Source organism: Alteromonas alvinellae, assembly GCF_902705805.1.
On the sequence record NZ_CACSIH010000219.1, the window covers coordinates 87,689 to 111,037 of the forward strand.

21 protein-coding genes are annotated in these 23,349 nt (G+C 45.3%); 13 read left to right on the forward strand and 8 right to left on the reverse strand.

The annotated features are described in order from the left end of the window. Positions 1-287: 287 nt before the first annotated feature. The 9 genes from ACX5KA_RS16840 to rpoS all read left to right on the forward strand — a co-directional run bounded on the left by ACX5KA_RS16840 (position 288) and on the right by rpoS (position 7,941). Positions 288-2,003 (forward strand): TIGR03545 family protein, encoded by a 1,716-nt coding sequence (locus ACX5KA_RS16840; protein WP_458731709.1) that lies wholly within the window; start codon positions 288-290, stop codon positions 2,001-2,003. A gap of 98 nt (positions 2,004-2,101) precedes the next feature. Continuing rightward, the gene (ftsB, locus tag ACX5KA_RS16845; RefSeq protein WP_014997231.1) at positions 2,102-2,392 is read left to right on the forward strand and encodes a cell division protein FtsB; all 291 of its coding nucleotides are present in this window, start codon (positions 2,102-2,104) and stop codon (positions 2,390-2,392) included. A gap of 5 nt (positions 2,393-2,397) precedes the next feature. Then, on the forward strand, positions 2,398-3,159 hold the full coding sequence (ispD, locus tag ACX5KA_RS16850; RefSeq protein WP_458731710.1) for a 2-C-methyl-D-erythritol 4-phosphate cytidylyltransferase: 762 nt from the start codon (positions 2,398-2,400) through the stop codon (positions 3,157-3,159). Next, on the forward strand, positions 3,159-3,632 hold the full coding sequence (gene ispF, locus ACX5KA_RS16855) for a 2-C-methyl-D-erythritol 2,4-cyclodiphosphate synthase (protein WP_014997229.1): 474 nt from the start codon (positions 3,159-3,161) through the stop codon (positions 3,630-3,632). Before ispD ends, ispF begins: the two co-directional genes overlap by 1 nt. After that, positions 3,629-4,714: a tRNA pseudouridine(13) synthase TruD gene (gene truD / locus ACX5KA_RS16860; RefSeq protein ID WP_014975597.1), complete on the forward strand. Its 1,086-nt coding sequence runs from the start codon at positions 3,629-3,631 to the stop codon at positions 4,712-4,714. The genes ispF and truD overlap by 4 nt, the downstream gene beginning before the upstream one ends. Positions 4,715-4,794: 80 nt before the next feature. Next, positions 4,795-5,430 (forward strand): protein-L-isoaspartate(D-aspartate) O-methyltransferase, encoded by a 636-nt coding sequence (locus tag ACX5KA_RS16865; protein ID WP_014997227.1) that lies wholly within the window; start codon positions 4,795-4,797, stop codon positions 5,428-5,430. Then, positions 5,427-6,005 carry a YqaA family protein gene (locus ACX5KA_RS16870; RefSeq protein ID WP_458731711.1) on the forward strand — a complete coding sequence of 193 codons (579 nt, stop codon included), beginning with the start codon at positions 5,427-5,429 and terminating at the stop codon, positions 6,003-6,005. The genes ACX5KA_RS16865 and ACX5KA_RS16870 overlap by 4 nt, the downstream gene beginning before the upstream one ends. A 1-nt stretch (position 6,006) precedes the next feature. Continuing rightward, entirely contained in the window at positions 6,007-6,876 is an 870-nt protein-coding gene (locus ACX5KA_RS16875; RefSeq protein WP_076012730.1) for a peptidoglycan DD-metalloendopeptidase family protein, read from the forward strand. A 72-nt stretch (positions 6,877-6,948) separates the two neighbouring features. Continuing rightward, complete coding sequence (rpoS, locus tag ACX5KA_RS16880; protein WP_014997224.1) at positions 6,949-7,941, forward strand: RNA polymerase sigma factor RpoS; 993 nt, start codon at positions 6,949-6,951, stop codon at positions 7,939-7,941. 124 nt (positions 7,942-8,065) lie between these two features. Here the strand turns inward: rpoS and folA are convergent, their stop codons facing one another. Further along, positions 8,066-8,563, reverse strand: coding sequence for a type 3 dihydrofolate reductase (gene folA / locus ACX5KA_RS16885; RefSeq protein ID WP_458731718.1), 498 nt, complete (start codon positions 8,561-8,563; stop codon positions 8,066-8,068). A gap of 164 nt (positions 8,564-8,727) precedes the next feature. Between folA and ACX5KA_RS16890 the strand changes: the two genes are divergently transcribed. Further along, a complete protein-coding gene (locus ACX5KA_RS16890) occupies positions 8,728-9,093 on the forward strand; it encodes a hypothetical protein (protein ID WP_039222238.1) in 366 nt (121 codons plus the stop codon). Positions 9,094-9,310: 217 nt separating this feature from the next. On the opposite strand, the gene cgtA is transcribed toward ACX5KA_RS16890, so the two are convergent. From cgtA to rplU, 3 genes are all read right to left on the reverse strand, one after another. Then, on the reverse strand, positions 9,311-10,489 hold the full coding sequence (cgtA, locus tag ACX5KA_RS16895) for an Obg family GTPase CgtA (protein ID WP_039222240.1): 1,179 nt from the start codon (positions 10,487-10,489) through the stop codon (positions 9,311-9,313). 260 nt (positions 10,490-10,749) lie between these two features. After that, on the reverse strand, positions 10,750-11,007 hold the full coding sequence (gene rpmA / locus ACX5KA_RS16900) for a 50S ribosomal protein L27 (RefSeq protein ID WP_012517170.1): 258 nt from the start codon (positions 11,005-11,007) through the stop codon (positions 10,750-10,752). A gap of 15 nt (positions 11,008-11,022) precedes the next feature. Next, positions 11,023-11,334, reverse strand: coding sequence for a 50S ribosomal protein L21 (rplU, locus tag ACX5KA_RS16905; protein WP_012517169.1), 312 nt, complete (start codon positions 11,332-11,334; stop codon positions 11,023-11,025). 851 nt (positions 11,335-12,185) lie between these two features. Between rplU and ispB the strand changes: the two genes are divergently transcribed. After that, positions 12,186-13,160 (forward strand): octaprenyl diphosphate synthase, encoded by a 975-nt coding sequence (gene ispB / locus ACX5KA_RS16910; protein WP_039222260.1) that lies wholly within the window; start codon positions 12,186-12,188, stop codon positions 13,158-13,160. Between the two features lie 205 nt (positions 13,161-13,365). Here ispB and ACX5KA_RS16915 read toward each other — a convergent pair whose 3' ends face one another. From ACX5KA_RS16915 to ACX5KA_RS16925, 3 genes are all read right to left on the reverse strand, one after another. Then, positions 13,366-14,082, reverse strand: coding sequence for a ZIP family metal transporter (locus ACX5KA_RS16915; RefSeq protein ID WP_458731712.1), 717 nt, complete (start codon positions 14,080-14,082; stop codon positions 13,366-13,368). Between the two features lie 181 nt (positions 14,083-14,263). Then, entirely contained in the window at positions 14,264-15,595 is a 1,332-nt protein-coding gene (gene pepQ / locus ACX5KA_RS16920; protein WP_458731713.1) for a Xaa-Pro dipeptidase, read from the reverse strand. A gap of 167 nt (positions 15,596-15,762) precedes the next feature. After that, positions 15,763-17,826, reverse strand: a complete 2,064-nt coding sequence (locus ACX5KA_RS16925) for a transglycosylase SLT domain-containing protein (RefSeq protein ID WP_458731714.1) — start codon at positions 17,824-17,826, stop codon at positions 15,763-15,765. Between the two features lie 495 nt (positions 17,827-18,321). Here ACX5KA_RS16925 and fadB point away from each other — a divergent pair, with 495 nt between their 5' ends. Then, positions 18,322-20,472, forward strand: a complete 2,151-nt coding sequence (gene fadB / locus ACX5KA_RS16930) for a fatty acid oxidation complex subunit alpha FadB (RefSeq protein ID WP_458731715.1) — start codon at positions 18,322-18,324, stop codon at positions 20,470-20,472. 18 nt (positions 20,473-20,490) lie between these two features. Further along, the gene (gene fadA, locus ACX5KA_RS16935; RefSeq protein WP_458731716.1) at positions 20,491-21,654 is read left to right on the forward strand and encodes an acetyl-CoA C-acyltransferase FadA; all 1,164 of its coding nucleotides are present in this window, start codon (positions 20,491-20,493) and stop codon (positions 21,652-21,654) included. Between the two features lie 77 nt (positions 21,655-21,731). On the opposite strand, the gene ACX5KA_RS16940 is transcribed toward fadA, so the two are convergent. Next, positions 21,732-22,700 (reverse strand): integron integrase, encoded by a 969-nt coding sequence (locus tag ACX5KA_RS16940; RefSeq protein ID WP_039219448.1) that lies wholly within the window; start codon positions 22,698-22,700, stop codon positions 21,732-21,734. Positions 22,701-23,349: the final 649 nt, after the last annotated feature.

Below are 23,349 nucleotides of genomic sequence, written 5' to 3' on the forward strand. Positions count from 1 at the left end.
GTGTTGTCCACTGCACTGCGCATACGGCTGTGTTGTGCCTTTTATAAAGAAAAAACTAAACTTTACTGTAATTTGCTTCTCTTACCCTCATTACGTGCTTTCGCATTCTCTGTTTAAACAATACACCTACCTTATGCGTATGGAAGAAACGACCTGAGTGCATTACACTCAGAAGCACCATAAGTGGCTGTTCATCAATTGCCGTTTTGTAATTGGTATTGCACCACATAAAAGTAGTGGCTTTTGCGCAATAAACGTTAAACGCGCAACAAATCAAGGAGTTGAATATGAGTAGTGGTTCAAAGGGCAAGCCTATTTTATTATGGGTGGTTGGTATTTTTGTGGTGCTATTTCTGGTGTATTTTTTGTTCGCCAACACCATAATCAAATCTATTCTTGAGTCCAAATTAGGCGAGTCGTACGGCGCTGAAGTGAATATCGACGAGTTCGACCACTCTCTTTTTCCGACCACGGTTACACTAAAAGGCATTTCCCTAACTAACCCTACAAAACCTACGCATAACCAGGTTTTTGTGGGTGAAGCCTATGCTGACGTTGAGCTAAAGCCGCTTTTGAACGATCAGGTTATTGTTAACAACCTTAATTTACTGAAAGTACAGTTCGACACGTTGCGCGAGACTGAAGGCGAAGTGTATCGCGTTCCAGAACGCTCTCTATCCTTTGACGAAATCAAAGCAAAAGCCAAAGAAGCCGTACCTACGGTTGATGAACTTCTTGCCCGCAATCCGCTAAAAACCACTGCTGCCATTGAAAATGCAAAGTCTGCCTACGAAACCTATGGGAAAGGTTTGAAAGACGACTATGAATCTTTACCTGATAAGTCGCGCATTGAGTACTACAAAACGCAGGTAGCCCAGCTAAGAGAAACGAACTACAAAGACCCTCAAGCCTTGGTACAGGCAAAGTCTTCATTTGATAAGTTGAAAGAAGAAATGCAGGCAGACCGCGCGCTTATTAGCAATTTCACGGAAAAAGCGAGTGATGCCAAACAAGCCCTTAGTGAAAGTGTTGAAGCACTTAAGAAAGCGCCACAAGAAGATTACGCGTTGCTGAAAGGGGTAATTGCAGGCGACCAAGCGGCACTTTCTCAAGTCACTTACTTTGTGTTTGGCGACAAAGCGGCGGAATACACTGAGTACCTCATGGCAGCAATGCAAATTGTTATGCCGCTCATTCAAGGTGAAGAAAAAAGTGAAGCGCCGACTGAAGTGCCGTCGATTTTGGTGAAAGAAGCCAATGTATCAGTGCTTTGGCAAAATGAATCTATCACCAGCAAGTGGAATAACATTACAAACGTTCACGAAGTATTCGGTAACCCCACCACCTTTACTATTGAAGCAGCGGGCGAGTTACTAAAGTCGTTTACTTCCAGCGGTGAATTCTGGATTGACGGCGACGGTGTTGATGCCAGCCAAGTCTGGCAGCTAGCCGGTGTGAATATGTCTGACATTACATTTAGCGGCAATGAAACGCTAAATGCTGTACTTAAATCGGCGTTGATGAAAACCAATGGCTCGATGAAAGTCACTGATAACATATTAAGTGGTACTGGCGAAGTTGATCTTCAGCAGCTTGTTATGGAAGCCACTGGCACCAGTGATATTACCAGTGCGATCGCGCAGGCACTGCAAACGTTAACCAGCTTGAACATGACCATGCTGCTTGACGGTACGCTTTCAGATCCTGGCTTTAACATTAAGTCTGATCTGGATAATAAGTTGGCTAAAGCGGCGCTTTCACAGCTTACTGCCAGCCAAAAAGACAAGCTGGATGAATTAAACAACAAACTCAACAGCATGATAAGTAACGAGCAATCATTGCTATCAGGCGAGCTTGTTGACGTAAACAGTATGCTTAGCGCAGCCCAAGGCGACAGTGCCGCCCTTCAGGAGCTGCTTCAAGCTCAACTTAACAACGTTGTTGAGCAGCAAAAAAGTAAGCTGTTTGATAAATTGAAGGGAAAATTGGGCCAAGGTGAATAATGCGACTTTGACTCGACGCTGCTTCGCGGCATAATAAGACACAGCAGAGGCGCAGAGCCTCTGCTTTTTTCCGCTTAACCACATTGTCAGGTGAATCTGTGTTGCAAGGTAAATGGCTTCCCATTGTATTGATAGTACTGCTTGGTCTATTGCAATACAGGCTATGGTTTGGAAAAAATAGTATTCCCGATTACTTCAACCGAAAACAAGAAGTTCACTCTCAAGCCCTTCAAAATGCAAATCTTGCTCAGCGCAATGCCCTACTTAAAGCTGATATTAACGATTTAAAAATTGGTTTAGAAGCCATTGAAGAAAGAGCGCGAAACGAACTCGGTTTGATCAAAAAGGGAGAAACCTTCTACCGTATTTTGCCCGCAGATTCTAAGTGAAGAACATGACATCGCCCCGCGTTGTTGCGGTTATCCCCGCAGCCGGAGTTGGCAGCCGAATGCAGGCTGACCGCCCTAAGCAATACCTCACCATAAATGGTAAAACTATTCTTGAACACACGATTGACGCATTGCTACATCATCCGTTAATCGACGAGGTGATCGTAGCAATAAGCCCGGGCGACGGGTATTTTGATCGATATGGGTTGCGTGACAAGCCCATTCACGTTGTTGACGGCGGCAAAGAAAGAGCAGATAGCGTTTTAAACGGTATTGTGAATCTCGGTGAGAACGACTGGGCACTGGTACACGATGCCGCGAGGCCTTGTATAGAAGAGAGCGATATTTCGGCGCTGCTCGAATTAATGAGCACTGATGACGTTTCTGGCGGTATTCTAGCTACCCCTGTTCGTGACACCATGAAGCGGGTCAGACCTTCAACAAATGTTATTTCTCACACTGAAGACCGAGACGGTCTTTGGCACGCGTTAACGCCTCAACTTTTCCCAGCCACATTGTTAAAACGCGCGCTTCAAAATGGTTTATCACAAGGCGCCAACATTACCGATGAAGCGTCAGCCATGGAACTTGAAGGCTACAAGGTTGCCATGGTGAACGGAAGCCCGGCGAATATAAAAATAACGCACCCTGCCGATCTTCCTTTAGCAGAATTTTATCTTAAGCAAAAATTTAGCGCGCAAGGCCAGGACGCTCAAAGCTACAGCGCACAAAGCCACAGCGCACAAAATCAAAAGGCACAATCATAATGCGAATTGGACACGGATTTGATGTACACAAGTTTGGCGGTGAAGGTCCCATCACAATAGGTGGCGTAAAAATTGACTATGAACAAGGGCTATTAGCCCACTCCGATGGGGACGTTTTACTCCACGCGCTATGCGATGCCATGTTAGGTGCGGCAGCACTCGGTGACATAGGCAAGCACTTTCCTGACACAGACGACGCCTATGCGGGCGCAGACAGCCGTGTGCTGTTGCGTCACGTCGTTAATGTGGTAAGGGAGAAAGGTTACGGCTTAAGTAATGCAGACATGACCATTGTGGCGCAAGCACCTAAAATGGCGCCGCACATTTCGGCTATGCGCGAGATTATTGCCCAAGACTGCAACGTAGCACTTGATGACATCAACGTAAAAGCAACGACCACTGAAAAGCTCGGTTATACCGGTCGTAAAGAGGGCATTGCCTCTCACGCCGTTGTTCTACTGGAAAAATTATGAAGCCTTTACACACTGACCACTGGCAGTACTATTTCGCAAAGCCTGTATCCACCGGTATTTTTAAATTCCAAGCCGACGATTTCCAAGTTGTCGAGGATTTGGGCTATACCCCTTGTGGCGAAGGCGAGCACCAGTTTGTATTTATTGAAAAAACCAACACAAACACTGCGTTTGTTGCTGAGCAGTTAGCCCGTTTCGTTAACCTACCACTACGTCAAATTACCTATGCTGGTCGCAAAGACAAGTATGCGGTTACTCAGCAGTGGTTTGGTATTCACGCGCCCGGTAAACCCGATTTCGATTTTAGTAATTTCGAACTTGAAGGCGTTAAGGTGCTTAAGCAAATGCGCCACAATAAAAAACTGCGTACAGGGCAACTTAAAGGCAACCACTTTACTATTACCTTACGTCAGGTTCTGCACCCAGAAGCCATTGAAGAGCGTCTTCAAGAAATTGAAAAGCACGGCGTGCCAAACTATTACGGCGAACAACGCTTTGGTGTAATGCGCTTAAATGACATGGGTGAAGTGCAGCGTGGTGGAAACCTGGTAATGGCAGAGCGCATGGTCAATGGCGAGACCATTAGACATCGCAACAAACGCTCAATGGCGCTTTCAGCGCTACGCAGCTGGCTATTTAATGAAATGCTTTCTGCGCGATTAGAAAAAGATATGTTCGACAAGGTCACTCACGGCGACGCGCTGGTGCTTTCAGGTTCTAACAGCTTTTTCATCAACGAAGGTTCCGACGGCTCTGAGCAGCAGCAAGACGCACAACGTCGTTTTAATGCCAAAGACGTATGCCCTTCAGCACCGCTGTGGGGTAAAGGTGAACTTGTTACGCAAGCTGACACACTAGCACTTGAGCAATCTGTTGCAGAGCAAAATAGTGAAGTTATCGACTTTTTAAGCCAGTGCGGGTTCGAACAAGAGCGTCGCGCGATAAAAATTTGGCCTTCACAGCTTGAATGGCAGAGTAAGGGTGATACATTTACTATCTCGTTTGCGCTTCCAAGTGGCTGCTTTGCAACCTCAGTCCTTAGAGAGTGCGTGGAAACCTTGTCCCCAATTAACAGGGTGTAAAGAGTATTGAGAAAGCGTGGCGCGCAATAGACTAAACCTCGCGTGGCTGTGGATAATAATAAAGGAAAGTACGCAACATCATGAGAGCTTCTAGAAAAGGAGACGCGTTAGCAGAACTGCTTTACAACGAGGGAATACGTTCGCAAGCAGTATTAAACGCCATTGCTGGTACGCCGCGGGAAAGCTTTTTACCCGATGCGCTGAAACACAAAGCCTATCAAAATACGGCGTTACCGATAGGTCAAGGCCAAACCATTTCGCAGCCTTATATTGTTGCGAAAATGACTGAGTTGCTGCTGGATAGCCCCAATAAACCCGAGAAAGTTTTAGAAATAGGCACGGGCTCTGGTTATCAAACTGCTATTCTGGCGCAACTATTTGCCAAAGTATTCAGTGTTGAACGTATTAAGTCATTGCAGTTCCAAGCGAAGCGTCGAATGAATCAACTCGACCTTCACAACATTGCAATGAAACACGGTGATGGTTGGAAGGGCTGGGCGTCCAAAGGTCCTTATGATGCTATTATCGTTACTGCCGCTGCTGCGAGCCTGCCTCAGGACTTGTGCGATCAGCTAAAAGAAGGCGGGCGACTCATTATACCCGTAGGCAACGAACAACAGTCGTTGCTATGTATTGATAGGATTGAAGGTGAACTAACGACATCGACCATTGAATCGGTCCGATTTGTTCCCCTTGTAGCAGGAGAGCTAATGTGAAGCTTTTTGAGCCATGTTATGACATGGCGTTACGCTGGGCGAGGCATCGCCACGCAACCAAATATTTAGGTGGGTTAAGCTTCTCAGAGTCAGTATTCTTCCCTATTCCACCTGATGTAATGCTTGCACCAATGGCATTGTCACAGCCTAATAAAGCCTGGCATTTTGCCTTTATTACCACGATTGCATCTATTTTTGGCGGCATTGCAGGCTATTGGCTAGGCTATTTTGCATTTGATGCATGGCTTGCCCCGCTTATTGAAAGTTGGGGTTATACCCACAAAATCGAGACCGCAATGCAGTGGTTCAAAGACTACGGTGTGTGGGTAGTTTTTCTCGCAGGCTTCTCTCCTATCCCCTATAAAATATTTACTGTAAGTGCTGGCTTCTTGCAAATGGCTTTCTTGCCCTTTGTACTGGCATCTGCCGTGGGGCGTGGCGCACGATTCTTTTTAGTCGCCGCACTTATGCGCTGGGGCGGCGCTGCGATGGAGCATAAGCTAAGGCAATATGTAGAGGTGCTTGGCTGGGGTGTAGTTATCCTCGCAGTTTTCGCTTATTTACTATTGCGATGATATGCGTAAGCATTGGTTTTACCTAGGCTTTTCCTTATATATCTTTGCACTTCTTGGGGGCTGTGCAGGTCGAACAGCACCCGCTCCCGTTGTTTTGTTAAATAGCCAAGTATCAGATGGAAGCGAAGAATACACTAAAAAAACCTACAAAGTTCAACGTGGAGACACCCTTTACGCGGTCGCATGGTACACCGGAAACGACTATCGTGACTTAGCGAAATACAACCAATTATCAGCCCCTTACACCATTTTCCCCGGTCAAATTTTAGCCGTGACACCTCCCTCGAAAGTGGCTACACCCCCTGTTATACCTAAGTCTAAGACTAATCAGTCGACAACTCCGACCACTTTAAATGTAGACAAAAGTTTGGTTGACCGTCCACAACCACAGGCGTATCGTGAAAGTGAAAAAATTGTTAAGCCACAAAATGTTAAAGCTGTCAAGAAGCCGTCACAAAGTGTCAAAAAACAAACGCCGACGAGCTTCCCAGACAAAGTACAAGAGTGGGTATGGCCTGCAGAGGGTAAAGTAGTTGGAACCTTCAGTAAGTCAGAGTCAGGTAACAAAGGTATTGATATCGCTGGTGCTAGAGGCAGTAAAGTCGTGGCGGCAGCAGATGGAAAAGTTGTTTACTCAGGGAGTGCACTAAGAGGTTACGGTAATCTGGTTATTATAAAACACACAGATACCTTTCTAAGTGCCTATGCCTACAACGACACCATTTTAGTCAAAGAACGAGAATGGGTATCGGCGGGGCAACAAATAGCAACCATGGGTGACAGCGGAACAAATTCGGTAAAACTTCACTTTGAAGTTAGGTATAGAGGGAAATCATTAGACCCTATGAAGTACCTGCCAGTATTAAAATAATAAAAATAAATAACAATAAAAAAAGACAAAGGAGAAACGTCATAAGGTAAACCTTGTAGCAGGAGATTCACGATGGGTAAGTCAAATAAAGCCTTAGAATCAAAACCGCAAGATGACTTAGATGTCATCGATATGCCAGCTGATATGAAAGCTGACGAGACCTTAATTAACGACGCTGAACTAGAAAATGACGACGCCATTTTCAGTCAGGACGACCAACCTAAAAACCTAGATGCCACACAGCTTTATCTAGGCGAGATTGGTTTTTCACCACTGCTAACCGCAGAAGAAGAAGTTTATTTTGCGCGCCGCTCACTGAAAGGCTGCGAAGCCTCTCGTAAACGTATGATTGTAAGCAACCTTCGCCTTGTTGTTAAAATTGCTCGCCGTTACAACAACCGTGGGTTGGCACTTCTAGATTTAATCGAAGAAGGCAATTTAGGACTAATTCGTGCCGTAGAGAAGTTTGATCCTGAACGTGGATTCCGCTTTTCAACATACGCCACATGGTGGATACGCCAAACCATCGAACGCGCTATCATGAACCAAACGCGCACCATTCGTTTGCCTATTCATGTAGTGAAAGAACTGAACGTGTATTTACGTGCTTCTCGTGAGCTGTCACAAAAGCTGGATCATGAGCCGACCGCAGAAGAAATTGCACTAGCGCTTGATAAGCCTGTTGAAGATGTCACTAAGATGTTGCGTTTAAACGAGCGCATTACTTCTGTCGATACACCCATTGGCGGAGAAAATGATAAAGCATTACTAGACATTATTGCAGACGAGAAAGAGTTTAGCCCTGAAGAGAGCTTACAAGACTCAGATATCAAGAGTAATATTGTTACGTGGTTAGAGGAACTTAACCCTAAACAGCGCGAAGTACTTGCACGCCGTTTTGGATTAATGGGTTATGAGCCTTCTACACTTGAAGATGTGGGTGCCGAAATTGGCTTAACACGTGAGCGTGTTCGTCAAATTCAAGTAGAAGCACTTCGCCGTCTTCGCGATATGTTGGGTCATCAGGGTCTTTCATTAGAGAATTTGTTCGACCAAATGAAGTAGCTTCTACGCACATTGCAAAGCAAAGGCAAAATGCCAGTGTTGCAACGCTTCTAAACAAGCGTTGCAACACTGGCATTTTTTATTCTTACTTTGAAAGGTTAGCGGTTTCTAGCCTTTAGTCTTGTCAATTTCTTACAAGCGTAACGAAGGTGTAAGCATGCGCATTCTTTTCATCGGCGCTATGCGCTTCCCGCGATATTTCAGTCCAGCTTGCAGCTGCCTCGTAATCTGGGAACTGGGTATCTCCCTCAACAGTTAGGTCGATATGAGTAAGATACAAAGTATCCGCTTTATCTAAAAATGACTGATAAATAGTGCCGCCACCAATGATCATTACTTCGTCATTCTCGCCACTTTTATTACTTAATACTTTTGCGACCTCAAATGCCGATTCTGGTGAGTCGACCACAGTAGCGTCAGATAAGCTGTAATCTTCATTACTCGTGATCACAATATTCGGCCTACCCGGAAGCGCCCTACCGATTGATTCATAGGTTTTGCGACCCATTATGACAGCCTTGCCCAAGGTGATAGCTTTAAAATGCTTCAAGTCAGCGGGTAAATGCCACGGCATATCATTGTCTGCACCAATAATTCTGTTTTTTGCCATAGCAGCAATCATCGCTATTTTCATTTTTTAACCTTCACGCTGAGTTCTTTTTTATGCAATGAAGTATATCAACTTCGAAAGAAAAAATCGTCCGCTCCACAACCTTGCAAATAAAAACAATTATCATTTGCAATGATGAAAAGGATACTCTAGTGTAGAGTCAGGAGGTGGCTACAATGCTAATAAATTACTTATGCCCTAAACATGCTGACTGGGTCTATAGCAATCCAGAGCAAGCGCTTCACGTAATGGCACGGGATGAAATGCAAGGCACCATGCTGATGCAGAGTGGTCAGTTAAGTGAAGCAATCCCTTATCTTGGATGCGCATTTGATATCGCTGTTATTTTGCTTGAAGTTGACGGCGGCGAAAATAGCGCGATGACGACCAAAATTATGAATTTAACCAGCTTACTTGAAGAGATCTATTTCCACTTAACACTCCCTCATCATAGAAACGCCATAGTAGACAGAGCTCATGCGGTAATAAGAGCGTCTAATAGTGTTGCAAACAACACCATACCAATGCGCTTTACCGTATAAAAATGGTTTGCGCTGCATGAAAAAAGCTCGCACTTTGCTTTAACAAATATGCGAGCTTTCTATTTTTGACAACGGTTTATTTACGTCAAACTATTACCGATACAAACACTATGCTAATTGCCTTCGGTCTTTTCTTATCGGTTGTTGCTTAAGTCTGTTTTATAACCGCTGACTCTCAGCGATTGTTTCTCAACGACTGTTTCTCAGCGATTGTTTCTCAACGACGATACTCAACTTCCACGTCGTAATCGTCTTCGTCCCAGTCGTCATCATCGAGATCGTCACCTAAGCCACCTTCGAATTCATCATGGGCTTCAAGTGTATTCTTGTGATAAGTGTCCCACTTGAATTCCACTTCTTTCTTCTCTTCTTCCTCTTCCAGTTCTGCTGGAAGGGTTTCGATGAAGTCCATAATGTCGTTGCATAAAGGATCTAGATTCATCTTTTGGAACGCAGATATTTGATAAACTGGACCTTCCCACTCTAATGCGTCAATAACATGCTGACAGCGCTCTTCGGCTTCTTCTTCAAGTAGCAAATCGACTTTATTAAATACCAACCAACGAGGCTTTTCTGCCAACTTAGGGCTGTATTTTTCAAGCTCTTCAATGATCGCTTTTGCGTGTTCGGCAGGATCGGTTTCATCAACAGGGAAAATATCGACCACGTGAAGCAAGATACGGCAGCGCTCTAAGTGCTTTAAGAAGCGTATGCCTAATCCAGCACCATCTGCAGCACCTTCAATCAAACCGGGAATATCAGCAACAACGAAGCTGCGCTGTGAGTCTTGACGAACTACACCTAAATTAGGCACAAGGGTGGTAAACGGATAATCAGCCACTTTAGGCTTAGCTGCCGATACAGAGCGGATAAAGGTTGATTTACCTGCGTTAGGCATACCAAGTAAGCCAACATCGGCGAGAAGCATAAGCTCTAGCTTAAGGTTGCGAATTTCACCTGGTGTACCGTTGGTTTTTTGACGTGGGGCACGGTTCGTACTGCTTTTAAAACGGGCATTACCTAAACCGTGAAAACCGCCTTGTGCCACTTTAAGCTTTTGGCCATGACGGGTTAAGTCACCCAATACTTCACCGGTATCGCTATCGGTAGCACGTGTACCCACTGGCACCATTACGGTGAGGTCTTTACCTTTCTTACCGATACAGTTGCCGCCTTGACCATTTTGGCCACGCTCAGCACGGTGAAAGCGCTCAAAGCGATAATCGATCAATGTATTTAGGTTTTCATCGGCCTGTAAAAATACACTGCCGCCGTCACCACCGTCGCCACCGTCTGGGCCACCTTTAGGTACGTATTTTTCCCTTCTAAAGCCAATTGTACCGTTGCCGCCGTCACCGGCTTCAACGCGAATTTCAGCTTCATCTACAAATTTCATTTATCACTCCGGGCTGTAATGCCGTGGGTTATTAACTTATTTAATGCGAATACTAAGTTTACACCAAATTGCGCGTCGGCGCTTTTGAGTCTACTTAGCATTCTAAAAAATTGAGAAGTAAAACCTTGCTCAGCGCTAATTCATTTTCAGAATGTAAACGCCATTAATTAAGAACAGAAAAAGAAAGAAAGGTTTCACAAAACAAAAAACCCCGCAAGCGCGGGGTTTTTCTAAGCCTGTTCGGCGAGAAGCTTACGCGCTTACTCAGCTACGATGCTTACAAATTTACGGTTCTTCGGTCCTTTAACGTCGAACTGAACTTTACCGTCTTTTAGTGCAAACAACGTGTGGTCTTTACCGATACCCATGTTGTCACCAGCGTGGAAACGAGTACCACGTTGACGAACAATGATGTTACCAGCAAGAACAGATTCACCACCAAAGCGCTTAACACCTAGGCGTTTACTTTCTGAATCACGACCGTTTTTGGTACTACCACCAGCTTTTTTGTGTGCCATGTGTTCGTGCTCCTATTATGCGTTGATACCAGTGATTTTCACTTCTGTGAACCACTGACGGTGACCCGCTTGCTTACGAGAGTGCTTACGACGACGAAACTTAACGATTTTTACTTTATCGCCACGACCGTGTGTAACAACCTCAGCAGTCACCTTACCACCAGCAACGATTGGTGTGCCGATTTTTACGTCGTCACCGTTGCTTACCATTAAAACTTTGTCAAATTCAACCGTTTCGCCTGGGGCTACTTCGATTTTTTCAAGACGAACGGTTTGGCCTTCGGCCACACGGTGTTGTTTACCGCCACTTTGGAAAACCGCGTACATAGTTAACTCCGCTCTGCGTCCACTGACGCTTCAATTCAAAAAACAGGGCGCGAATTGTACGTGAAACATCCGTAAATCACAACCCCGATTCGCAGAAAAATAGATTATTTTTCCAACATGGGGCGGATTATGCCCCAATTGCTTATTTGATGCAGCTTCAAATGCCAAAAAACCGTTAAAAAATCACAATTTTTTTCGTTAAATCAGCAAAAAACTATCAGTGTGGGAAGATAAAAGTAGCCGTAATACAGGTTAAGTTTGATGAAAACGGGATCTCAATCGTATGAGATCCGTTAGCCAGATCGCTAACAGATCGACAACGTACTACTACGATCAAACGTTCAAATTCTGACTTAATTGTAATTACATTCGCTTTGAGTATAGTGCCGAGGTCGTTTATACAAGCGATGATCAGATCTCAAGTATGGATCGCTTCAACATTTGGGCATTTTATTGTTGATGTGAAATTTCGATCTCCTTCGCCCACTTTCATTTTTCTTTTGCACCAAAATCAAGCTGGCAGTACCGCTCAATTTTCTTGCTTAAACATCAAAAAATAGCACTTTGGCATGAAAAATTGACAAGAGCATCTATAATCAAAGGTAATTGGATGGATTCGCCCGATTTGGCAACAAAACGCTTGAACAAATACACTGCAAAAAACGGAATTTCGATTGTGGATTACATTTCGACTAATTTCACTTTCGGTTTAACTGTATTTAAGGAATTACACGTAAATACGTTAAGCTGTCATTTTTTAAGACAATTTGGTGGATAGTACTGATGATTAAGGTACAATCGCCACCAATAATTGCCCAAGACGATAAGAGTAAGTATTTATTGCCATGCCTATGGATATAGATTCAATCCGCGCCCTGTCTAATGATGATATGCAGGCGGTAAACCAGCTGATTCAACAACAAGTCGACTCTGATGTTGCCCTTATTAATCAGCTTGGTTTTTACATAGTAAACAGTGGCGGCAAACGCTTACGCCCACTTCTTACCGTGTTAAGTGCGCGGGCAATGGGTATTAATAATAATGATCACCACACGCTTGCAGCAATTGTAGAGTTTATTCATACCGCTACTCTGCTACACGACGATGTGGTTGACGAGTCGACCATGCGCAGAGGGCGTGAGACTGCCAATGCTATTTTTGGTAATCAGGCATCCGTATTGGTAGGCGACTTTCTCTATACTCGCTCTTTCCAAATGATGGTAAGCCTAAAACGCATGCGCGTTATGGAAATACTGTCGGAAGCCACAAACCAAATTGCAGAAGGCGAAGTGTTGCAGTTGATGAATTGTAACGATGCCAGCACTACAGAAGCCCGCTACTTTGACGTTATCTACGGCAAAACAGCGCGTTTGTTTGAAGCTGCTACACAGTTGGCGGCTGTGCTGACCGACCAAAATGAGCACATTGAACACGCCATGCAAGAATACGGCAAGCACCTGGGTACTGCCTTTCAGCTAGCTGACGATATTCTGGATTACATGGCTGACAGTGAAGAAATGGGCAAGAATGCTGGCGACGACTTAGCTGAAGGTAAGCCTACGCTGCCATTGTTGTACGCTATGTGGCATGCAAAAAATGACGACGACAAAGCGCTTATTCAAGAAGCCATTGAACAAAGTAATGGCCTACCACACCTCACGCGGATTCAAGGTATTATGGAAGAAACTGGCGCTTTGGACTACACACGTGAATGTGCACAAAAAGAAGTGCAAATGGCCATTGATAGCCTTAACGCTATAGAAGACTCTGAATATAAAGAAGCGCTTATTGCGCTGGCACATATTTCAATTGAGCGTACGAGCTAATTACCAATAGATGGTGTAAAAAGGCGTGTTGCAATCAACACGCCTTTTTTGTGGGTGGAACTTGGGTAGTACTTATGACATAGACTACTAACCTTTTAATACACAAAACGTTTTTGACACTCTTACAGGTCATTTCAGTACAGAACATTCTCTGCGTTGGCTCAATGTGAAAACAAACGTTTAGGCTTGGCGCATTTTTTAAAAGCTACCCTTCAAGCATAAAGCCGATCAGGCCTACTAAGAAGCCAAGAATACCGCCAAGCGGAGGAAGCCAGTGATTTTCCATGCGAATTTGCGGGGCGATATCTTGGAACACTGAATAAAGAATACCACCTGCAGCGAACAACATGATCCCACTCATAACCACTGGGAATTGGGCTAAATAATAAAAGCCTAGCAAACTGAACAAGGGGCCAAGTAGCGCCATCAAAACAAAGATAACAATGAGTTTATTGCTACGCTGTTTGTTTTTGGGCAACATCTCTCTGTAGGCATTAAATCCTTCAGGTAGATTTTGAACCGCAATCAAGAGGCCTAACAACATAGTGCCACCGCCTAATGCTGCCGTAGTACCAAGGGCGATAGACTCAGGCACAAAATCACTGAGCATGGCTGCTAACTGGCTGCCTGCGGTTTTCTTTTTCGCCAAGTAAATATCAAGGGCCATGAAAGCTAAGGCACCGCCAACGAAGCACATTATGGCCGAAAATACCGATACGTCTTTTATGCCTTCAGGTACAAGTACAAGACCCACCGCCGAAATTAGCGCTCCTGCTCCTAACGCTAAAATACCATGGCGTAACTCTTTTTCTAGCCACTTAGGCTGAATGCCTTGATAAGTCGCTAAAATAGCGCCTGCGGGCATAGCAAGCCCCGCCACCGTTGCCATTATTAATAAACTTACAATATCGCCTTGTGACATAACGACTCCTTTCAAACCATTGCTTGTATATCTTCCTATTGATTACTACACACAGCACCATTGGTTTACAAGCAAATGAACCTTTTTCTACGCGCTCAATAAAAAAGAGCAGCCTTACGCTGCTCTTTGCATTCCTGAAAATAGTTTGAGCTTACGGTTAGCTATACTCAAAAAACCTCGATTAATTTAAATCTAAATCTCGGGTCATATTCTCGTTCTTATCGCGATGCACGATAATGTTATCTTCAATGCGAATGCCGCCGAAGGGCTTGTATGCATCAATGGTATTCCAGTTGATGTACTTTGACGCAGGCGTCACTTTAAGGTCGCGCAGCAGGCTATCGATGAAATACAAGCCAGGTTCAATAGTAAACACCTGACGTGCTTCAACCATACGCGTGCAGCGCAAGAACGGATGATCATCAGGAGCAGGCTTAGGCGTGCCTCTGTCATCATTAACCAATCCGCCCACATCGTGTACCTGCAGCCCCAAGAAATGGCCAATGCCATGTGGGAAGAACGTGCGTGTAATACCCATTTCCACGATTTCTGGCGGCGTTAGGTTCACCATGCCGGTATCGTGAAGAATTTGCGCGATACCATCGTGGGCCAACAAGTGAATGTCTGTGTAGGCGACACCCGGCTTTAACGAATCGACTAAGGTCAGCGTAACCTTATCAACCGCTTGAATGAGGTCGCGAAACATTGCGGAATTATGAACACCCTCTTGAGCGTAGGTACGCGTAATATCTGCCGCATAGCCATGATAATTCGCTCCCGCATCAATTAAGAACGAACGCGACTCTTTTGGCGCTACAGTATCGCACTGCATGTAATGCAGAATTGAAGCATGTTCGTTAAGTGCCACAATACTGGTGTAAGGCACATCGTTATCGCCCTGTCGACACGCAGAGACATAAGCTAAATTAATATCAAACTCGCTTTTGCCTTCACGGAAGGCTTGCTCAGCGGCCTTATGACCTGCCACCGCCAGCTTGTTAGCTTCACGCATGCAGTCAAGTTCATAGTCGGTTTTATAAGCACGTTGATAATGCAAATAATGCAACACGCGGTCTGGATTTACATTGTCAAAACCCAACGCTTTTGCCACTTCAATATATTCGCCTACATAGGCAAAACGGCTTTTATCGTAAGGCAGAAATTTCTCTACCGCATCGGCCTGTTGAAGTAGTTTAATGTCGAAGCTGTCAGTCCAAAAGTCATTTGGCTCTGGTGGCACTTTGTGCCAGAAATCTTCAGGGCGATAGAAAATAAGCGTAGGCTTGTCTACACCGTTTACCACCAGCCAACAGTTAGGGTTATCAATAACAGGCACCCATGCTTTGAACTGCGGGTTTACCTTAAATGGGTAGTGATTATCGTCCAAGAAAAGACGTTTGCCCTGCCCTGAGTGAATAACTAGTCCGTCTAGCCCTTCTCGCTGTAGTGCTTCGCGAGTTCTAGCTTGAAGCTCTTCGATATGCTGTTGGTAGGTTGCTTTATGTAGCGACATAGCCCCTCTTATCTTTTTAATCGTTAGTTAGCCACTAGTGTATCACGAGGCCAGCATGACATGCATACTGGCTCAGACCGCTGTGCTGTTGTACACGTTAAGTTTCCCATACTGGTAAAAGAATAACGTAATGAAAGGCGTACCCGTATACGCCTAACCTTTGATAGCTATCGCGGTGCTAGTTGCAGTGTACCTGTTACCGGATGTGAACTTACTGCATCTGCCGATGGGATCATATCGCGGGTAAGTTGAGGGAAGATATTCTCGTTTCCACCTAACTGCTGGTCGTAAATATGCTGATACGCCATCACCGCCTTCACGTAAGCACGGGTTTCTTTGTAGGGAATATTCTCAATCCAAATATCCACGGGCAGCGCTTCATTAGCAGGTAACCATTCCAACACTTTGCGCCATCCCGCGTTATAAGATGCAGACACCAGCACAGGGTTATTGTTTAACTTGTCCATCAAATAACGAAGGTACTGCACGCCGTATTCAACGTTATCGTCTACCTGAAAAAGTGTGTTACGACTTACTTTCTCCTTTGCTACATAACGCGCTGTTCCCGGCATAAGCTGCATGAGCCCTGCCGCTCCCACCGAAGAGATAGCATCGCTTCTAAACGAACTTTCGCGGCGTGCAATAGCCATAGCCAGCGACTTTGAAATGCTGTATGCCTGCGACTTTTCGCTGAATACATCGTTAAAGGCCAGTGGGAATCGGCGCTCGACATCATCCCAATAGCCACTTCGCGCAAAACTGGTAATAGCTTGATCGTACAAGCCCCATTCATACGCCAAAATGCCCGCATCGGTCACTTTCGATTCGGGTAAATGTGACAGTAAATAAAACCACTCACGGCGCGCTTCTGTGGTTCTGTCTAACCTGAAAAATTCAACAGAGCGCATGGTGGCAGGGGTTTTCGCCACACTGGCAATAGCTGCCGTGTCTCTTGGTGCTGGCGTGTGTGCAAGCGACGGAATTTCGCCTATGTGCGCACTTGCCATAAAGCCATAATAATGGCGTTCTTGAGAAAGCTCTTTATAAAGCACCGTAGCCTGCATAGTTTGACCAAGCGCTTCTAAAGCTCGGGCTTTCCAATAGCGATAGTTTTCTTCTTGCTGCAAACTGACAGGAGCGCTATCAATAACATTAACCACTTCCTGCCACTTTTTCGTGCGAAGCAAATGGGAAATATGCCAAAGCTTTACATCTTCACTGGCCCCCTGCACATCAGCAAGTTCAAGCCAATGATGCGCTTGAGGAAGGCGGTCTAGGGTGTAGCTAAGCGCTATCGCTCTTCGCATAACGTGCTGCTGAGCTGGCGAGAACACGTTTTTGTCGTTGTACCGGTTAAATACCGTGCCCGCTAAGTCAGGGTTTCGCCAAGCGAGCTTCTCGACCGCCCATACAATTACCTCAGCTTCATGCGATGCATTTTTCAGTGGAAAGAGCGCCGTTCTATTTACTCGGCTGGTGTCGCGGGTTACCGATAACCATGCGTCAGCCAGGTATTGCTTATCACCGGGAAGTTGGCGCTTAAGATAAGAGATAATGCTTCGGTTATCTTCTTTCGCGGCAATCTCTATGCGCTTGATCACCATTTCGGGTGTCATCATGCCCGCTTTTTTCCACTTAGCAAAAAGCGGATCGCATTCATCCGGTTGCGACTCACCGTGAAGCCATAAAGCGTCGACTTCGGACAAAATAGCTTGTTCGCTTTCACCTTCTTTTAAACGGTAATTAAGCGCTATACAGGTTAGCCTTGCGCCCATACCCGGGCGATAATTGTCTAAAAAAGTGCTGCGATAATCGTTCTTAGCAAGGTAATTAAGCCATTTATAACGCACACCGTAGCTTACCGGCTGACCATTGAAATCTTCTAGAAACTGCTTAACCTCGCGCTTTGTTCTTATTGACATCGTGCGCTCTAATTTAAGCCTTAGCAGATAAGGATAAAGCGGATAATGCGCCAGTTCATAAATGTCATTATCGAGGCGCTGAACGCTTCGCTTTGAGTAGGTTAACAGCTTTTTTTCAACTTCCAGATAACGAGCGCGATCCTTTTCGAAAATATCTTCGGGTAGTGTTAAAGGCTGTGTAGCCCATGCGCCGATAGAGAATAGTGAAGAGAGCGAGCAAACAAATGCCCACACAACAGTGGCGAACAATTTATTTTTTTTTGTCAGCGAGCACTGACCTAACCACGAACTAAAATAAAAACCAGACACAATAGAACTCCTACCCTGCTCTACACTCGAACGCTTATGAGCGCTGGCAAATTTGCCGAATCGAGCTGATTGTAAAATGTTGCTGAAAAAGCAGCATTGCGACTGATCCACTACGTTCGTTTGATAAACGAAGGGAAAATTTCAGCCTGGCTCCTTGCCAAAGAAGATGTTGTGCCAGCTGTCGTTAGCTATGCTTTACACACATAGTTGACATGATTGTAGATTATTCTTTTGCTGGATTGGCGCTTTGCGTCAATAACGCTCATTATACAACCACCAATGGCGAAATGAAGCTTGAATTCGATATTTACACTTGAATTTAAGTCATCGGACCACTACCTTAGACAAATTGAAACGCTTGTTTGATTTTTTGTTGAAATTTTGTGTGGCTTTGTAAAGAATCTAGCCACCCTAACGCGTTAGTGAATGCGTACGACCCTACAAATTAGTTGGATTATTTCACTAACATCCTGGCCAATGCCGAAGGAGATGATAATGATATACACAGGCAAAAGTCTTTCCGTCAGCCTGTTAGAAGACGGCTTTGCTGAACTGGTATTCGACGCCCAAGGTTCAGTAAACAAGTTCGACCGCCAAACGGTGAGTGAACTTGACGAAGCAACTCAAGCCCTACTTGCTAAAGGCGATGTTAAAGGCTTAGTAGTACGCAGTGCGAAACCTGCATTTATCGTAGGTGCTGATATCACCGAGTTCACTGGTTTATTCGCCATGGACGACGCTGAAGTACTACAGTGGGTTGCCAATACTTCACAAGTATTCGACCGCTTCGAAGACCTACCTTTCCCTACCATCGCTGCAGTTAACGGCTTCGCACTTGGCGGCGGCTGTGAAATGGCATTGGCTTGTGACATGCGTATTGCAGACACTACCGCTTCAATTGGTCTACCAGAAGTTAAGCTAGGCCTTATGCCTGGTTTTGGTGGTACGGTTCGCCTACCTCGCCTTATTGGTGCAGACAATGCGCTTGAGTGGATGACTACTGGCCGTGACAGAAAAGGCGCGAAAGCCCTTGCTGAAGGCGCGGTTGACGCAGTTGTAGCACCAGAAGCACTTGTTGAAGGCGCACTTTCAATGGTGAAAGACGCCGCTGACGGTAAATTTGACTGGCAAGCGCGTCGTGCGGTTAAGAAAGCCCCACTACAGCTAAACAAAAACGAAGCTATGATGAGCTTCTCTACTGCTCAAGCTATGGTATTTGCACAAGCAGGCAAACATTACCCAGCACCGCACAAAATGGTTGAGACTGTTCAAAAAGCAGCGGGCCTAGACCGTGACGGCGCACTTAAGCTTGAAAACGAAGGTTTTGTAGCGCTTGCGAAAACCGACGCTGCGAAAGCACAAATTGGTATTTTCCTTGCCGACCAACTAGTTAAGAGCAAAGGCAAGAAGCAAGCGAAAGCTGCCACTAAGCAGTCTAAGCTTAACGCGGTACTAGGTGCTGGCATCATGGGTGGTGGCATTGCATACCAAAGCGCTGTGAAAGGCACACCGGTAGTCATGAAAGACATTAACCAAGGTGCACTAGATCTTGGCCTTTCAGAAGCGGCAAAAATTCTTGGTAAAGGCATGCAGCGCGGTAAAGTTGATGCAACTAAAATGGCGCAAACACTTAACGCTATCACCCCTACCCTTGAGTACAGCACGCTTAAAGATGCTGACCTTGTTATTGAAGCGGTTGTAGAAAACCCGAAAGTAAAAGGTATTGTGCTTAAAGAAGTAGAGGACAACGTAGCGGACGACGCTATCATCACTTCAAACACTTCTACTATCTCTATCAATCAGCTAGCTGAAAGCCTAGACAAGCCAGAGCGCTTCTGTGGTATGCACTTCTTTAACCCAGTGCACCGCATGCCGCTTGTTGAAATTATTCGTGGCGAAAAAACCTCTGAAGAAACCATCAATGCAGTAGTAGCCGCTACCCTTAAAATGGGCAAAACCCCAATTGTGGTTAACGACTGCCCAGGGTTCTTGGTAAACCGCGTATTGTTCCCATACTTTGCGGGCTTCAGTAAGCTTCTTATCGACGGCGCAGACTTCGTTGCAGTTGATAAAGTAATGGAAAAAATCTTCGGCTGGCCTATGGGCCCGGCCTACCTAATGGACGTTGTAGGTATCGACACCGGCGATCATGCAGCAGACGTAATGGCTGCAGGTATTCCAGAGCGTATGGCTCGCCTAGACAATGACCCAGTAACACTGTTCTACAAAGAAGAGCGTTTAGGCCAGAAGAACGGTAAAGGTTTCTACAACTACGGTGTTGATAAGCGCGGTAAGCCATCTAAAACACCTGCTGAAGAAGCATACGCACTAATGGCACCACACGTAGCTGAGAAGACAGACTTTGAAGCTGACGACATTATTGCACGCCTTATGATCCCTATGGCAAACGAAGCAATTCGCTGCCTAGAAGAAGGCATTGTAGATAGTGCAGCTGAAGCAGATATGGCGCTACTTTACGGCTTAGGTTTCCCTCCATTCCGCGGTGGTATTTTCCGTTGGATTGAAACCATTGGCTTGGCGAACTTTGTTGCTATGGCAGACAAGTACGCTGAACTTGGTCCTATTTATCAGATCTCAGACGGCGTTCGTGAAATGGCCGCTTCTGGTAAATCCTATTTCGCATAAGACCCGGAGGAAAAACTAATGAAAGAAGTGGTCGTAATCGATTGCGTACGTACCCCAATGGGTCGTTCAAAAAACGGTGTTTTCAGAAATGTGCGTGCAGAAGACCTATCTGCTGCGCTAATGACCGCGCTACTAGAGCGTAACCCTGGCGTAAACCCAGCGGAAATTGAAGACATCATTTGGGGCTGTGTTCAGCAAACTAAAGAACAAGGCTTCAACGTTGCACGTAACGCGCAACTACTAACACAAATTCCACGCACGACTGGCGCGGTAACGGTAAACCGTTTATGTGGTTCATCAATGCAAGCCCTTCACGATGCAACAAGCGGCATCATAAGCGGCCGTGGTGACATTTACATGATTGGTGGTGTTGAGCACATGGGTCACGTACCGATGAATTACAACATCGACTTCCACCCCGGTCTTGCTAAATACACGGCGAAAGCGTCGGGTATGATGGGTATGACAGCCGAGCTACTTGGCCGTCAAAACGGTATTACTCGTGAGCAACAAGACGCATTTGGTGCGCGTTCGCACCAGCTAGCGCACAAAGCACACCTTGAAGGCCGCTGGGCTAACGAGATTGTGCCTGTTGAAGGTCACGATGCAAACGGCGTATTAAAGCTAATTGACTACGATGAAGTAGTTCGCCCAGAGAGCACTGCTGAGAGCATGGCGGCACTTCGCCCTGTGTTCGACCCAGTAAACGGTACGGTTACTGCGGGTACGTCTTCTGCGCTGTCTGACGGTGCGTCGGCTATGCTACTTATGTCAGCAGACCGTGCGAAAGAGCTTGGCCTAACGCCGCGTGCGAAAATTCGCTCGATGGCTGTGGCGGGTTGTGATGCAGCAATTATGGGTTACGGCCCAGTTCCGGCTACACAGAAAGCCCTTAAGCGCGCTGGCCTTACTATGGACGATATTGAACTTGCTGAGTTTAACGAAGCGTTCGCGGCACAGGCACTCTCGTGCATTAAGCAACTAGGTTGGATGGACCACCTAGATACTAAAATTAACCTTAACGGTGGTGCGATTGCACTTGGTCACCCACTAGGTTGTTCTGGTTCACGTATCTCGGGTACGCTTATTAACCTAATGGAATCACAAGATGTAAGCCTAGGCTTAGCGACTATGTGTATTGGTTTAGGCCAAGGTATTGCTACTGTATTTGAGCGTGTATAAGCGTTTAAATAAGAGATTTTAAAGCTAAGTTTTGAAAAGGGCCTTCGGGCCCTTTTTTGTTTCCGTAAACAAGAAAACTAAAACGCTAAATTAGAAAGCGGGCTGACTACACCATTAGCCCCTTGTTGAAGTATGTGCGTATAGATTTGAGTAGTTCTAACATCGGCATGACCTAGTTGGTCTTGCACTGTTCTGATATCTGCGCCAGATTGAAGCAAGTGTGTAGCAAATGAATGACGAAGCGTATGAGGCGTAACGTGCTTAATTATTCCCGCATCACTTGAAGCTCGACTTACCGCACGCTGTATCTGTTTTTCATCTATATGATGTCGCCGTAATAGCTTACTTTCTGGGTCAATACTTAGTTTTGATGCAGGGAACAAATACTGCCATTCCAGCGATTTATTACGCTGTTGATACTTTTTCCTCAATCCATGTGGAATCCAAGAACCAGCAAAGTCTGGCACCATCAAATCTCGTTGCAAAAGTTTTTCACATTCACTGATGTGATTTTTTAAAAGTGGGATCAGCGAATCTGACAACGTCACCACACGATGTTTGCCCCCTTTTCCAAACCAAATCCTCACACACTTGTAGTCGAAGTCTATATCCCCCGTTCTAAGACGCACGCACTCCATTAATCTAAGGCCACTTCCATACAGAAGTGCTACTGCTAAGTAATGATGGGTAGGCACCCTACCAAGCAATGCTTTTACTTCTAACTGGGTTAACACAACTGGCAGCTTCCTTTCCCTTCCACTCCCCACAAAATTCATGTCGGAAGGTAGCGGCTGCTCTAAATACTTGTTGTAGAGAAAAACGAGCGCATTGAGTGCAGTGGCTTGTGTAGACCGTGCATTTTTGCGCTTGGTGGATAAGTGCGTAAGGTATGCTTCAACATGCAAAACGTCGAGATCTTTCGGGTGCTGAAATTTGTGAAAACGAATGTAGTCTGAAATCCAGTTTATGTAGGTTTGTATAGTACGTTTTGCATAGCGCTTCAGCATCATGTGCTCGTACAGGGATTTAATAAACTGAGACTTCATATTCGACTCCAAAATAAAAGAAGTCTATTTAAAAAATCACAATGAAATAACTGACTTTAGTACCTGTTTTCTTACAGAAGCATGCGCTAAAAACACCAAAAACACTTGCACCCCGATTTGGTGTTTTTAGCTTTTGAGTAAAATACACCAAAAACGTATTTTACTAATTCTAATGATAGGTTATGGTTTAACCATGTTTAAAACCAAACGGACAAAAAACCCGTTCTGGTTCGTTAAATCGCCCCGTTTAGGGAACGATTAAATTGTTATAAGGCGTCAGCCTAAACTCCATTTGGCTTAATCTAAATCTCAGTACAACTGCCCTAACCTTTTCTAATTAGCATCGCTCTGGCTTGTGGTAGGTTTAAATCCGCCGCTTTCACTTCAAAGGTGGTGTAATAGGCGCTTTATCGCCAAGATATTAGCTGAACCTCGCAAGCGCCATTACACTCGATAGTCCAACTGGCGGCTAGCTTCTGCCAAATCAAAACCATCAATCCACTGTCGTTCTACTTGTTTGCGTTAACAATCAATCGTATGCTGGCTTCAACAGTTTTTAAAAAGACCAAAGGAACTGGCTTTGCTTATAACAAGGCGCTTAAGACCACTCCCTTCGGTCGCTCGGACGCATTTACGCGGGGCGGCTTCG

What these genes read in the sequence shown, in the direction of transcription:
- ACX5KA_RS16840 (WP_458731709.1), top strand. Translation starts at nt 288, where the DNA reads ATGAGTAGTGGTTCAAAGGGCAAGCCTATTTTATTATGGGTGGTTGGT.
- ispD (WP_458731710.1), top strand. Translation starts at nt 2,398, where the DNA reads ATGACATCGCCCCGCGTTGTTGCGGTTATCCCCGCAGCCGGAGTTGGC.
- ispF (WP_014997229.1), top strand. Translation starts at nt 3,159, where the DNA reads ATGCGAATTGGACACGGATTTGATGTACACAAGTTTGGCGGTGAAGGT.
- truD (WP_014975597.1), top strand. Translation starts at nt 3,629, where the DNA reads ATGAAGCCTTTACACACTGACCACTGGCAGTACTATTTCGCAAAGCCT.
- ACX5KA_RS16865 (WP_014997227.1), top strand. Translation starts at nt 4,795, where the DNA reads ATGAGAGCTTCTAGAAAAGGAGACGCGTTAGCAGAACTGCTTTACAAC.
- ACX5KA_RS16875 (WP_076012730.1), top strand. Translation starts at nt 6,007, where the DNA reads ATGCGTAAGCATTGGTTTTACCTAGGCTTTTCCTTATATATCTTTGCA.
- rpoS (WP_014997224.1), top strand. Translation starts at nt 6,949, where the DNA reads ATGGGTAAGTCAAATAAAGCCTTAGAATCAAAACCGCAAGATGACTTA.
- folA (WP_458731718.1), bottom strand. Translation starts at nt 8,563, where the DNA reads ATGATTGCTGCTATGGCAAAAAACAGAATTATTGGTGCAGACAATGAT.
- ACX5KA_RS16890 (WP_039222238.1), top strand. Translation starts at nt 8,728, where the DNA reads ATGCTAATAAATTACTTATGCCCTAAACATGCTGACTGGGTCTATAGC.
- cgtA (WP_039222240.1), bottom strand. Translation starts at nt 10,489, where the DNA reads ATGAAATTTGTAGATGAAGCTGAAATTCGCGTTGAAGCCGGTGACGGC.
- rpmA (WP_012517170.1), bottom strand. Translation starts at nt 11,007, where the DNA reads ATGGCACACAAAAAAGCTGGTGGTAGTACCAAAAACGGTCGTGATTCA.
- rplU (WP_012517169.1), bottom strand. Translation starts at nt 11,334, where the DNA reads ATGTACGCGGTTTTCCAAAGTGGCGGTAAACAACACCGTGTGGCCGAA.
- ispB (WP_039222260.1), top strand. Translation starts at nt 12,186, where the DNA reads ATGGATATAGATTCAATCCGCGCCCTGTCTAATGATGATATGCAGGCG.
- ACX5KA_RS16915 (WP_458731712.1), bottom strand. Translation starts at nt 14,082, where the DNA reads ATGTCACAAGGCGATATTGTAAGTTTATTAATAATGGCAACGGTGGCG.
- pepQ (WP_458731713.1), bottom strand. Translation starts at nt 15,595, where the DNA reads ATGTCGCTACATAAAGCAACCTACCAACAGCATATCGAAGAGCTTCAA.
- fadB (WP_458731715.1), top strand. Translation starts at nt 18,322, where the DNA reads ATGATATACACAGGCAAAAGTCTTTCCGTCAGCCTGTTAGAAGACGGC.
- fadA (WP_458731716.1), top strand. Translation starts at nt 20,491, where the DNA reads ATGAAAGAAGTGGTCGTAATCGATTGCGTACGTACCCCAATGGGTCGT.
- ACX5KA_RS16940 (WP_039219448.1), bottom strand. Translation starts at nt 22,700, where the DNA reads ATGAAGTCTCAGTTTATTAAATCCCTGTACGAGCACATGATGCTGAAG.